Source organism: Ramlibacter tataouinensis TTB310 (assembly GCF_000215705.1).
Classification (GTDB): Bacteria; Pseudomonadota; Gammaproteobacteria; order Burkholderiales; family Burkholderiaceae_C; genus Ramlibacter; species Ramlibacter tataouinensis.
The window spans coordinates 3,065,510-3,078,090 of the sequence record NC_015677.1 but is presented as its reverse complement, the minus strand read 5'-3'; the positions used below and the strand labels follow the sequence as shown (position 1 = coordinate 3,078,090).

The window sequence follows — 12,581 nt, the reverse complement described above, 5'->3', positions numbered from 1 at the left end:
GGGAGCGGGCTCAGAACAGGTCCATCGTCGCGGGGCGGGGCTCTGCTGCCACCGTCGGGGCGGTTGCGGACAGGGCCAAGGCCTGGTTCGGCGCCGAGTCCGCGCGCGCCAGCTTGCCCACGCGCACCCCCAGCAGGCGCAGCCTGCGCGTCAGGTCCACCCGCTTGAGGCACTGGCCGGCGGCCTGGCGGATGGTCCTGGCGTCGGCGGTGTACAGCGGCAGCGTCTGGTCGCGCGTGGCGATGCGGAAGTCGTCGTAGCGCAGCTTGATGCCGATGGTGCGGCCCACGTAGCCTTTGCGCTGCAGGTCGCCCGCCACCCGTTCGCACAGGTCGGTGAAGATGGCACCCAGCTCGGCTCGGTCGCGCACCGCATGCAGGTCGCGCTCGAAGGTGGTTTCCCGGCTCATGGACACGGGCTCGCTCTCGGTCACCACCGGCCGGTCGTCGCGGCCCCAGGCGGCATCGTGCAGCCAGGCGCCGTTGCTCTTGCCGAAATGCCCGACCAGCCACTCGCGCTCGCGCGCGGCGATGTCGCCGATGGCAGTCAGCCCCAGCCGGTGCAGCTTGGCCTCGGCCTTGGGCCCGATGCCGTTGATCTTGCGCACCGGCAGCGGCCAAATCAGGCGCTGCACGTCCTCACCATGGACCACCGAGATGCCGTTGGGCTTGTTGAACTCGCTGGCCATCTTGGCGATCAGCTTGTTGGGCGCCACGCCGATCGAGCAGGTCAGCGCCGTGCGCTCGAAGATGGCCTTCTGGATCAGCCGGGCCAGCACCCGGCCGCCCTCGCGCTGGCCGCCCGGCACCTCGGTGAAGTCGATGTAGACCTCGTCGATGCCGCGGTCCTCCACCACCGGCGCGATCTCGCGGATGGTGGCCTTGAAGGCGCGCGAGAACCGGCGCACCTCGTCGAAGTCCACCGGCAGCACCAGGGCCTGGGGGCACAGCTTGGCGGCCTTCATCATGCCCATGGCCGAGCCCACGCCGAACTGGCGGGCCGGGTAGGTGGCCGTGGTGATGACGCCACGGCCTGCGTAGTCCTTCAGGCGCGGAAAGGCCTCCGGCGGGATCTCGGACAGCGGCCGGCCGGCCCAGCGCTCGCGGATCATCTCGTCCACCCGCCGCCGGCCGCCGCCGATCACCACCGGCAGGCCCTTGAGCTGCGGGTAGCGCAGCAGCTCGACCGACGCGAAGAAGGCGTCCATGTCCAGGTGGGCGATGCGGCGCGGCGAATCCATGACCCTGGATTTTGAAGGTTGCTGGACAGCCGGTGCGGCCGCGTGCCATGCTCTACCGGTTGCCGTTGCTGTTGGAAGGAAGCAGATCTTGGGGGTGGAGCGCACCTGGCCGCGGGCGGCCATGCACCTGTCCTTCGCCGCTGCCGCCGGGCTGCTGCTGGTGCTGTGGGCGTCGCTGTACGACGTGGCGGTCAAGGGCCAGGCGGCCTCGGAGTCGGTCGGCCATACGCAGGAGGTGCTCAACGAGATCGCCCGGGCCCGCCTGCACTTCGCCCTGGCGGACTCGGCCCAGCGCAGCTGGGAGCTGACCGGCATCCGCAAGCACCTTCAGGAGCGCGATGCCGAGGTCGCGAGGTTCCTGTCCGTGCTGGAGCATCTGAAGGCGCGGACGGCGGAAAACCCGGGCCAGCAGGCGCGCGTGGACCGGTTGCGCGGGCTGGCCGGGGACTGGGCGCGGGGCGGGCCCGTCCCGGCGGTGGAGGCGTCCATGGTGGGCGCCACGGTGGACGAGCAGGTCCAGCACATGACCGAAGCCCTGCGCGGCGAGGAGCTGGGTCTGCTGGCGCAGCGCCAGGGGAGCGCGCTGGAGCGCCAGCAGCAGGCGCTGCGCTTCCTGGGCGTCGCCATCCTGCTGAGCCTGCTGATCCTGGTGCCGGCCTATGCGGTCGCGGTGTACCAGGCCGGCGTGCGCCGGGCCGCGGAACGGCGCCTGTCGGATCTGGTGGACAACCTGCCCATCGTCGTGTGGCAGATGAAGAGCTGGGACGAGGGCCGGCGCCGGCGCTGCGTCTACGTCGGCGAGAACACCCGGCGGGTGCGCGACTTCAGCGCCGAAGCCATGCGGCGGGACCCGCGCATCGTGTTCCGCACCATGGCCGCCGAGGACCGGCGGCGGGTGCAGGAGGCGGCGCTGGAGGCCGAGCGCACGCTGCAGCCTTTCGACCAGCGTTACCGCGTCACCGGAGCCGACGGCGTGCAGCGCTGGGTCCACAGCAGCGCCATCCTGCGGCGCGAGGCCGACGGTTCGATCCTGTGGACCGGCTACTGGGCCGACATCACGCCGCAGAAGGAACTGGAGCAGGCGCTGGAGCGGGCCAACCGCGAGCTCGAGGCCTTTTCCTATTCGGTGTCGCACGACCTGCGCGCGCCGTTGAGCACCATCGACGGCTTCAGCCACGAGCTGTGGGCGCGCGCGCACGCGCAGCTGGACGACCGCTCGCGCCACTTCCTCACCCGCATCCGTGCCGGCGTGCGGCAGATGAGCGTACTGATCGACGGCCTGCTGGCGCTGGCCACGGTGAGCCGCGCCGAGATCTGGCACGAGCTGGTGGACGTCAGCGCTCTGGCTCGCCAAATCGCCGCCGAGCTGCAGGAGTCCACGCCCGGCCGACGGGTCGAGCTCGTGGTGCAGCCCGGCCTGCAGGCCATGGGCGACCCGCGCCTGGTGCGCCAGCTGCTGGCCAACCTGATCGGCAACGCCTGGAAGTTCACGGCGCGGCAGGAACACGCGCGCATCGAGGTCGGCCGCCAGCCGCTGGAGGCGGGCAGCGAGCGCGCCTTCTACGTGAGCGACAACGGCGTGGGCTTCGACATGGCCCACGCGCGCCACCTGTTCAGCCCGTTCCAGCGACTGCACCCGGCAGCCGATTTCCAGGGCAGCGGCATCGGCCTGGCCACGGTGCAGCGCATCGCGCTGCGCCACGGCGGGCGGGTCTGGGCGCAGGCCCGGCCGGGCGAGGGCGCCACCTTCTTCTTCACGCTCGGCCCCTCGGCCAAGCGCATCAACTGAGCGCCGCCGGCTACTGGCGGCTTTCCAGGTGCTGCCAGCTGCCCGGCAGCAGGATGCCCTTGTCCACCGTGTTGATGTCGGTGCGGCCGCAGAAGGCCATCGACAGGTCCAGCTCCTTGTGGATGATCTCCAGCGCGCGCGTCACGCCGGCCTCGCCCATGGCGCCCAGGCCGTACAGCATGGCGCGGCCGATGTAGGTGCCGCGCGCGCCCAGGGCCACGGCCTTGAGCACGTGCTGGCCGGAGCGGATGCCGCCGTCCATGTGCACCTCGATGCGGCTGCCCACCGCGTCGGCGATGGCCGGCAGGGCGGAGATGGAGGAGGGGGCGCCGTCCAGCTGGCGCCCGCCGTGGTTGGAGACGATCACGGCGTCGGCGCCGGAGTCCACCGCGAGGCGCGCGTCCTCGATGTCCTGCACGCCCTTGAGGATCAGCTTGCCGCCCCAGCGCTTCTTGATCCACTCCACGTCGTTCCACGACAGCGCCGGGTCGAACTGCTTGGCCGTCCACTCGGCCAGCGAGCCCATGTTCTCCACGCCCTTGACGTGGCCCACGATGTTGCCGAACTGGCGGCGCTGGGTGCCCAGCATCCCCAGGCACCAGCGCGGCTTGGTCATCAGGTTGAGGATGTTGGGCAGGGTGAGCTTGGGCGGCGCCGACAGGCCGTTCTTGATGTCCTTGTGGCGCTGACCCAGGATCTGCAGGTCCAGCGTCAGCACCAGGGCCGAGCAGTTGGCGGCCTTGGCGCGGTCGATCAGCCGCTCGATGAAGCCGCGGTCGCGCATCACGTACAGCTGGAACCAGAACGGGTGGTGGTCGGTGCCGCGCGCCACGTCCTCGATCGAGCAGATGCTCATGGTCGACAGCGTGAACGGGATGCCGAACTTCTTGGCCGCGCGCGCTGCCAGGATCTCGCCGTCGGCGTGCTGCATGCCGGTCAGCCCGGTGGGCGCGATGGCCACCGGCATCGCCACCTCCTGGCCGGCCATCCGGGTGCGGGTGCTGCGGCCTTCCATGTTCACCGCCACCCGCTGGCGCAGCAGGATGCGGTTGAAGTCGGCTTCATTGGCGCGGTAGGTGCTCTCGGTCCAGGAGCCGGAGTCGGCGTAGTCGTAGAACATGCGCGGCACGCGTTTTTTCGCCAGCACGCGCAGGTCTTCGATGTTGGTGATGTGGGGCAAGTCCAGGTCTCCTCGGCAGGCGCGAATGCTAGCCGGGCGCCGGGGCAGCGGTTTGAGCAATTTGGGACGGCGTGGAAATTTGCTCAGCCCGTGTTCGTTGCCAGCTTATTTGTAACAAAAAGAACCAAAAGCTTTGCGGCTGCGTATAAGGAAGTGCTCTCTCTTTTAATGAGGTGAAAAGTATGCATACGCCGGTTCGCTCTCCCGTGCTCTCTTATGCCTTGCTGGCTGCGGCTCTTTTTTACGGTCCAGCCGGTGCCCAGGCGCCCGGCCAGCCCGTGGCCGCGACCGCGCCGGTCGAATCGGAAGTGGTCAGCCATCCCTGGGTGGTGCCCGCGCCCAGCCGCCAGCCGGATGCGTACTTCACCAACCTCAAGGACGGCATGACGGTGGAGTCGCCCTTCGTGGCGCGCTTCGGCCTGTCCATGCGCGGCCTGGTGCCGGCCAGCAAGACCGCCGGCCGCGCCGGGCACCACCACCTGCTGGTCAACCAGCCGCTGCCGCTGGACTTCAAGAAGCCGCTGCCTTTCACCGACCAGTACATCCACTTCGGCAAGGGCCAGATGGAGCATGTGCTGGACCTCAAGCCCGGCACCTACACGCTGAACCTGCTGCTGGCCGACCAGGGGCACATCCCGTACTTCGTCTACAGCAAGCCGGTGAAGGTCACGGTCACCCGGCAGAACAAGGTGGCGGCGCCCGATCTGCTGGGCCCCAAGCGCATCGAGGTGCTGAGCCCGGCCGACGGCGAGACGCTGAGGGCGCCTTTCCGGGTGCAGTTCCATGCCAGCGGCTACAACGTCTCGCACGTGGCGCCGGCCGTGCCCGGCACCGGGCACTTCCGCCTGACGCTGGAGCGCGCCGGCCAGCGGCCCGAGGTGCTGGACTTCCGCCAGGGCCAGACCGAGGTCTGGCTGCAGCCGCCCAAGGGCGAGTACCAGCTGAAGCTGGATCTGATGGACAACGCCGGGGACGGGCTGCTGATGGCCGCGGGCAAGCCGGTGCGCATCGCCGTGGGCGCCGCCTTCACCGCGCCCTGAGCCCGCAGCCGCTTCAGCGGCGGCGGTGGCGGTACACCAGTTCGAGCAGGGCGTCCGGCGCTATGGGCTTGACCAGGTGGGCGTCGAAGCCGGCGCGCGCGGTGCGCTGGCGATCACGCTCCTGACCCCACCCCGAGACCGCCACCAGCAGCATCTCGCCGCCTCCGGGCAGCTGCCGGATGCGCTCGCACGCCTGCCAGCCGTCCAACCGAGGCATGCCCAGGTCCAGCACCACGGCATCGGGCTTCATGGCAGCGACCTTCTCCAGCCCTTCCTGGCCGTCGTAGGCCGTGGCCGTCTCGCAGCCCATCACGTCCAGCCACGCCGCCAGCGTGTCGGCGGCGTCCCGGTTGTCGTCGACCACGAGCACGCGCGCCGCGGGGCCTGCCGGCTGCGGTGCAGGAAGCCGCATGGCCGCCTCGGCCGGCACGTCCGCTGCCGCTGCAGGGTTGGGCAGGCGCACCTCGAACTCGCTGCCCCGGCCCGGCCCGGCGCTGCTGGCGCGCACGGTGCCGCCATGCAGCTGAACCAGCCGCTGGACCAGCGACAGACCGATGCCCAGGCCGCCGTGCGGCCGGTCGCTGCCGCGGCGCGCCTGGAAGAACAGGTCGAACAGGCGCGGCAGGTCGTCCTGCGCGATGCCTTCGCCCTGGTCGGTCACGGTGAAGACCACCACCTCCGGTGCCTCGGCGCGCACCGCCAGCCGCACCGGCGTGCCAGGCGGCGAGTAGCGGGCGGCGTTGCCCAGCAGGTTGCCCAGGATCTGCACCAGCCGCACCGGGTCGCCCTGCACGGTCAGCGGCTGCGCCGGCAGGTCCAGCGCCAGCGCATGGCGGCCGGCGTCCAGGTCGGCACGGCAGCTGTCCACGGCGTCGCGCACCAGGTCGGCCACTGCCACCGGGACACGGCGAAGCTCGAGCTTGTCGCGGGTGATGCGGCTGACGTCCAGCAGGTCGTCGACCAGGCGGGTGAGGTGGCTGACCTGGCGATCGATCAGGTCGCGCTGGCGCGGCAGGGCGGGGTGCCCGGGCGGCAGCCGGCGCTGCAGTTCCACGGCGTTACGGATCGGCGCGAGCGGGTTGCGCAGCTCATGCGCCAGTGTCGCAAGGAAGTCATCCTTGCGCCGGTCAGCCTCCAGCAGCGCCTGCTCGGCCCGCTTGCGGTCGGTGATGTCGCGCTGCGTGCCCCAGGCGCGCACCAGCCAGCCGTTCTCCAGCACGCCGGTGAGGCTGTTGGCGAAGTGCAGGGTGCGGCCCCCGCGGTCGCGCTGCTCGAACTCGACCTCGCTAGCGCGGTAGCCCTGGGCGATCAGGGCCTCCAGGTAGGCCCGCGCTCCCGCCTGCTGTTGCGGCAGCATCAGGGACAGGCTCTGGCCCTCCAGCTCGGCGGCGGCCGAGAAGCCGTACATGCGGGCGAATGCGTCGTTGCATTCGGCAAAGCGCCCCTGGCGGTAGATCAGCGACACCTGTTCGGCCGGCGGCAGCCGCGTGTCCACCGGCGGATCGAACTCGATCCGCCAGATGCCCTCGGTGCTGTTGGCGACGAAGCCGCGGTACCGCTCCTCGCTGTCGCGCAGGCGCTGCTCGGCCAGCCGGCGCTCGTGGATGTCCGTCACCGAGCCGACGAAGCCCAGGAAGGTCCCCGCCTCGTCGAAGCGCGGCTGCCCCGCGTCGATGACCCAGTGCCACCGCCCATCGGCCCGGCGCAGCCGATGCTCGAGCTGGAAGGCACGGAAGCCGGCGTTGGCCTCGAGAAAGGCCTGGCGTGCGGCAGCGCGGTCGTCGGGGTGCACCGCCTCCAGCCAGCCGAAGCCCAGCGCATGTGACGCGTCCTGGCCGGTGAAGTCGTACCAGCCCTGCGACAGGAAGGAGCAGCGGCCGTCCGGTTCCGTGACCCACAGCATGGCCGGCGCGGTGTCGGCGAAGCTGCGCAGCTCGGCCTGGGACTGCATCTCCCGCGTCACGTCCAGGGTGATGCCATCGAACTGGACCGGACGGCCCTCGGCATCGAAGGTCGGCCGGCCGACGGCACGGATCCACTTGAGGGCGCTGCCCGGCCCGCGGGTGCGATAGATCAGGTCGAGCATTGCGCGGCTGGTCAGGGAGGCCTCCAGCGCCCGCTCCACGACCGCCCGGTCGTCCGGGTGCAGGCGCTCGTAGAACAGGGCCATGTCGACCTCGGCCTCGGGCGCCAGGTGGAAATGCGCCTTGACGTGCTTGTTCCAGCTCAGCGCGCCCAGCGGCATGGGGTTGAGCCACACGCCGATGCCGCAGGTCTCCACGATAAAGTCCAGGCGCTCGGCGTCGGAGCCCGCAGCGGGTCGAGGTAAGGGGGATGGCGGCATGCGGCGGCCTGCAGAGGCGGTGCCATTCTAACCGTTGCGGTTGTGCAAGCCTGGCCTGGCGTGCACGGCACATTGGCGCCAGACCGCCAGGAAGCTGTGCCGCACGCTCCTGAAAAAGAAGCAGCGAGATCCCGGCGCGACCTTGGCGAGTTCGTACGACAAAGCCCTCAAGCGGTGTAGGACGAGCCAGTGACACGCCGCGCACTGGCCCAGCGGTGGACTGCCTGATGCATATTCAGGGCGAACACGAAGAAGAAACAGCCATGCACGATTCGATTATCAAGGTAGGCATCGTCGACGACCACGCCATCGTGCGGACGGCCTTGCTCACGTTCTTGTCCGAGCAGATCGGCATCAAGGTGGTGGGCCAGGCGTCCAGCGGCCGCGAGGCCATCGACCTGGTGCGCAACGTCGCCATGGACGTGCTGCTCATGGACCTGTCCATGCCCGGCCAGAGCGGCATCGACGCGCTGACCATGATCCGCGCCAAGGCGCCCGACGTGGGCATCCTGATCCTGTCGGCCTATCCCGAGGAGCAGTACGCGACCTCCCTGATCCGCAAGGGCGCGAGCGGCTACCTCAACAAGGAATGCCAGCCCGACGAGATCCTCAACGCCATCCGCACCGTCGCCCTGGGCAAGCGCTACATCTCGCCGGCGGTGGCCGACCTTCTGGCGCGCCAGCTCAACCGCGGTCTGGAGGCGCCGCCGCACGAGCAGCTGTCGGACCGCGAGTTCCAGGTCTTCCTCAAGCTGGCCAGGGGCGCGACGGCCAGCGACATCGCGCGCGACCTGTCGCTGTCGGTCAAGACGGTGAGCACCTACCGCACCCGCCTGCTGGAGAAGCTGGCGCTCGAGTCCAACAGCGACCTGACCTACTACGCGCTCAAGAACAGCCTGATCGATTGAGCGCGGCGGGCACCTAGCGCGCGCCGACGCCGCGCCGCACGCCCCCGCCAGGCTGCGGCACCTCGATGGGCGCGACCTCCACCGGCGCCAAGCCGTCTTCGCGGCTGAGGCCGATGCGTTCGGCGGTGGCGGGCGACAGGTCCACGATGCGGCCGGGCACGAAAGGCCCGCGGTCCTGGATGGTGACCACCGCGCTGCGGCCGGTCTCCAGATTCGTCACGCGGGCGGTGGTGCCCAGGGGCAGGGTCTTGCTGGCGGCGTTGTCGTCGCGCGGGTCCATGGGCGTGCCATCGGCCATGGGCCGGCCGGTGAACTTGTCGGCATAGAACGAAGCCTGGCCGACCTGCTTGCGGCCGGAGTGGTCCAGCCTGGCACTGCCCTCGGCCGGCTGGCCGAGGGCAGTGCCCGAGGCGGCACCCAGGACTGCGGCAGCCAGGGCAGCGGCGATCCGCTCGTGCGTCATGGTGCTCTCCTTCAAAGGCAGGCAGCCGGCGACCGCTGCCCGACAGGGGCACTGTGACGCCAGCGCGAGCGCCGCCGCATCGGGCGGCGGCGCAGCCGGGCGTAGGACCAGCGGCCCGGCGGCTGTCCTCCGCAGGGGTTCAGCCCATGCGCACCGGCACGAAGATGCGCTGGTCGCCGCGCTGCACCAGCAGGGCCACCGACCTGTCGGCCTGGGCCACGGCCTCGCGGGCCTGCGCCACGTCCTTGACCGGCCGGCCGTTGATGGACAGCACCACGTCGCCCGGCTGGATGCCGGCCGCGGCGGCGGGACCGCTGGCGCCCTGCACCAGCAGGCCGCTCTGGGCACTGCCCGCCTCACCGGGCTGCAGCGGCCGCAGCGCCAGGCCCAGCTTGCCCTGGCCCGCCTCGGCCGGCGCCGCCGCCTGCTGCTCGCCCTGCGTATCGGCGCTGCCCAGCGTGGCCGCCACCTGCTCGGCCTTGCCCTGGCGCCACACCTCCAGCTGGACCTTCTGGCCCGGCGTGGACAGGCTGATCACCGCCGGCAGGTCGCCCGACGAGAGGATGGGCTTGCCGTCCACCTGGCGGATGATGTCGCCCGACTTCAGGCCGGCCTGCGCCGCCGGGCTGCCGGGCTCGACCTGGGCCACCAGCGCGCCTTCCGGCCGCGGCAGCTTGAACGAGTCGGCCAGCGCCTGGTTCACCGGCTGCACCGTCACGCCCAGCCGCGCGTGCTCCACCTTGCCGGTGCGCACGATCTGGTCCTGCACCTTGCTGGCCAGCGACATGGGGATGGCGAAGGACACGCCCTGGTAGCCGCCGGTGCGGCTGTAGATCTGCGAGTTGATGCCCACCACCTCGCCGCGTGCGTTGAACAGCGGGCCGCCCGAGTTGCCGGGGTTGACGGCCACGTCGGTCTGGATGAAGGGCACGGCGCTGTCGCCCCGCAGCGAGCGGCCGATGGCGCTGACCACGCCCACGGTCACCGTGTTCTCGAAGCCGAAGGGCGAGCCGATGGCCAGCACCCATTCGCCGGTCTTGAGGGCGCCGCTGTCGCCCAGCTTGACCACGGGCAGGTTGCTGGCCTCGACCTTGAGCACCGCGATGTCGGTCTTGGGGTCGGCGCCCAGCACCTTGGCGCGCAGCTCGCGCCGGTCGGTCAGCTTGACGGTGACCTCCCTGGCGCCCTGCACCACGTGGGCATTGGTCAGGATGATGCCGTCCGGGCTCACGATGAAGCCCGAGCCCTGGCCGCGCGTGGGCTGCTGGGGCCCCGGGGCGCCGCGGCCGAAGCCGAAGAACTCCTGGAACGGATCCATGCCGCCCGGGCCCATGGCGGCCGGGCGCGCGCTGCCGACCACGCTGATGCCGACCACGGCGGGGCCGTAGCGCTCGGTGATCCTGCTGAAGTCGGGCACGCCGGTCAGCGGCGGCGCGGCGGGAGCGGTGGCGGCGGGCGCGTCGGCCGCATGGGCGCGGCCGAGGTCCAGCGCCGAGACGCCGGCCCCGCCGATCACGCCGGCGGCCGCCAGGGCCAGGGTCAGCCGGGTGGGGGTCAGGGATGCAAGCTTCATGGGGTCAACTCCTTGTGGATGGATGACCGCAATGGTGGTGCCCGCCGCTTAGGCGGGGCTTAAGGCCGGCGGGGCCAGCGCACCTCGGCGCGCAGCCCGCCCAGCCGGGCGGACGCGTCCAGCCGCACGCTGGCGCCATGGCGCTGCGCGATGGCGCGCACGATGGCCAGGCCCAGGCCGCTGCCCGCGGCCTCGTCCGCGGAACCCAACCGGTGGAAGCGGTCGAAGGCGCGCTCGCGCTGGTCCTCGGGGATGCCGGGGCCGCTGTCCTCCACGGTGAGCACCGGCGCGCCGTCCTCCAGCGCCAGGCCCAGGTCCACCCGGCCGCCGGGCGGCGCGTACTTGATCGCGTTGTCCACCAGGTTGTTCAGCAGGATCAGCAGTTCCTGCGCGCGGCCCTGCACGGTGGCGGGCTCCACGGCCGCGAGCCCCAGGTCGATGCCGCGCGCCGTGGCCTGGGGCAGGGCCGCGCCGATCGCCTCCTGGAGCAGCGCCTGAAGCGCCACCGGCTGCACGGGCGCTGCCTCGCCGCCGGCCTCCTGCCGCGCCAGCACCAGCATCTGGCCCACCAGGCGGATGGCCCGTTCGATGCCCTGCTGCAGCCGGGCGATCGCGGCCTCGCGGCCGGACGCGTCGTCGGACGCGCGGCGCAGCGCCTGCACCTGCAGCCGCAGCGCCGCCAGCGGCGAGCGCAGCTCGTGCGCGGCGTCGGCCACGAAGTTCTTCTGCGCCGCGAAGGCGGCGTCGACCCGGCCGAACAGCAGGTTCAGCTCGTGCACCAGCGGCCGCACCTCCTGCGGCAGGCCCTGCTCGGGCAGCGGCGACAGGTCGTCGTCGGCGCGCGCGGCCACCTGGCGGCGCATGCGCTCTACCGGCGCCAGCGAGCGCGTGATGATCCAGCCCACGGCCAGCATCAGCAGCGGCGCCAGCAGCGCCATCGGCAGGGTGGCCTGCAGCGCCAGCGCGCGGGCGCGCGCCTGGCGGGCGTCGCGGTCCTGCGCGATCTGCACCGTCTGCATCGGCGTGTGCAGGGTGTAGATGCGCCAGCGGCGGCCGTCCACCTCCGCGTCCGAGTAGCCCAGCACCGCGCGTGGCGGCAGCGGCGAGGGGCCGGAGCGGAACACCAGGGTGCCGTCCAGGCCCCAGATCTGGATCAGCACCTCGATGCCGTCGTCCGCCGCGCCGTCGGCCAACCCGCCCAGGGGCACGCCCCAGCGCAGCGCCTGCGCCATCTGCTGCAGGTGCAGGTCGAACAGCGCGTCGGCCTGGCGCAGCGCGCCGCGGTAGGTGGCAGCGCCGAGGCCCAGCGCGGCCAGCAGGATGGCGGCCAGCACCAGGCCCAGCAGGCGCCGGCGCAGGGAATGGGGCCTGGCGGCGGCGGAGGTCATTCGCGCGGCACCACGTAGCCCAGGCCGCGCACGGTCTGGATCAGGCCGGCGCCCAGCTTCTTGCGCAGGCCGTGGATGTAGACCTCCACCGCGTTGCTGCTGATGTCGTCCTTCCAGCCATAGAGCTTCTCCTCCAACTGGGCGCGCGACAGCACGGTGCCGGGCCGGGCGATCAGCGGCTCCAGCACCGCCCATTCGCGCGCCGACAGCTGCACCGGCTGGCCGTCCAGCGTGGCCTCGCGGGTGGCCGGGGTGAGCACCACGCCGTGGTGCGAGAACACCGGCTCGCCCTGGCCCGCGCGGCGCCGGTACAGGGCCCGCAGCCGCGCCAGCAGCTCGTCGGTGTCGTAGGGCTTGACCACGTAGTCGTCGGCGCCGGCGTCCAGGCCGGCCACCCGGTCGGCCACCGCGTCGCGCGCCGTGGCCACCAGCACCGGCACGTTGTCGCGGCGGGCACGCAGGTTGCGCAGCACCTCCAGCCCGTCGCGCCGCGGCAGGCCCAGGTCCAGCAGGACCAGGTCGTAGCGGTGGGTGCGCAGGGCCGTGTCGGCCATCTCGCCGTCGCGCACCCAGTCGCAGGCGTAGTGCTCGGCGCGCAGCAGGTCCAGCAGCGCCTCGCCGATCATGCGGTCGTCCTCGACGAGGAGCAGGCGCAT

General features: G+C 71.7%; 10 protein-coding genes. 3 read left to right on the top strand and 7 right to left on the bottom strand.

Annotated elements, in window-relative coordinates:
- Positions 1-10: 10 nt before the first annotated feature.
- A complete protein-coding gene (gene dinB, locus RTA_RS14780) occupies positions 11-1,240 on the bottom strand; it encodes a DNA polymerase IV (protein ID WP_013902221.1) in 1,230 nt (409 codons plus the stop codon).
- A 94-nt stretch (positions 1,241-1,334) separates the two neighbouring features.
- On the opposite strand from dinB, the gene RTA_RS19860 reads away from it, so the two are divergent.
- Positions 1,335-3,029 carry a sensor histidine kinase gene (locus RTA_RS19860; protein WP_158307842.1) on the top strand — a complete coding sequence of 565 codons (1,695 nt, stop codon included), beginning with the start codon at positions 1,335-1,337 and terminating at the stop codon, positions 3,027-3,029.
- Between the two features lie 10 nt (positions 3,030-3,039).
- On the opposite strand, the gene RTA_RS14770 is transcribed toward RTA_RS19860, so the two are convergent.
- The gene (locus RTA_RS14770; protein ID WP_013902219.1) at positions 3,040-4,209 is read right to left on the bottom strand and encodes an alpha-hydroxy acid oxidase; all 1,170 of its coding nucleotides are present in this window, start codon (positions 4,207-4,209) and stop codon (positions 3,040-3,042) included.
- A gap of 278 nt (positions 4,210-4,487) precedes the next feature.
- Between RTA_RS14770 and RTA_RS19855 the strand changes: the two genes are divergently transcribed.
- The gene (locus RTA_RS19855; RefSeq protein ID WP_226986080.1) at positions 4,488-5,249 is read left to right on the top strand and encodes a DUF4399 domain-containing protein; all 762 of its coding nucleotides are present in this window, start codon (positions 4,488-4,490) and stop codon (positions 5,247-5,249) included.
- Between the two features lie 13 nt (positions 5,250-5,262).
- On the opposite strand, the gene RTA_RS19850 is transcribed toward RTA_RS19855, so the two are convergent.
- On the bottom strand, positions 5,263-7,593 hold the full coding sequence (locus tag RTA_RS19850; RefSeq protein ID WP_081466286.1) for a hybrid sensor histidine kinase/response regulator: 2,331 nt from the start codon (positions 7,591-7,593) through the stop codon (positions 5,263-5,265).
- Positions 7,594-7,868: 275 nt separating this feature from the next.
- Between RTA_RS19850 and RTA_RS14755 the strand changes: the two genes are divergently transcribed.
- On the top strand, positions 7,869-8,501 hold the full coding sequence (locus RTA_RS14755; protein WP_041676464.1) for a response regulator: 633 nt from the start codon (positions 7,869-7,871) through the stop codon (positions 8,499-8,501).
- Between the two features lie 13 nt (positions 8,502-8,514).
- On the opposite strand, the gene RTA_RS14750 is transcribed toward RTA_RS14755, so the two are convergent.
- The 4 genes from RTA_RS14750 to RTA_RS14735 form a co-directional block, all read right to left on the bottom strand.
- Positions 8,515-8,964, bottom strand: a complete 450-nt coding sequence (locus RTA_RS14750; protein WP_013902215.1) for a septal ring lytic transglycosylase RlpA family protein — start codon at positions 8,962-8,964, stop codon at positions 8,515-8,517.
- A 139-nt stretch (positions 8,965-9,103) separates the two neighbouring features.
- On the bottom strand, positions 9,104-10,537 hold the full coding sequence (locus tag RTA_RS14745; protein WP_013902214.1) for a Do family serine endopeptidase: 1,434 nt from the start codon (positions 10,535-10,537) through the stop codon (positions 9,104-9,106).
- 59 nt (positions 10,538-10,596) lie between these two features.
- On the bottom strand, positions 10,597-11,925 hold the full coding sequence (locus RTA_RS14740; RefSeq protein WP_013902213.1) for an ATP-binding protein: 1,329 nt from the start codon (positions 11,923-11,925) through the stop codon (positions 10,597-10,599).
- Positions 11,922-12,581, bottom strand: a complete 660-nt coding sequence (locus RTA_RS14735; RefSeq protein ID WP_041676463.1) for a response regulator transcription factor — start codon at positions 12,579-12,581, stop codon at positions 11,922-11,924. The genes RTA_RS14740 and RTA_RS14735 overlap by 4 nt, the downstream gene beginning before the upstream one ends.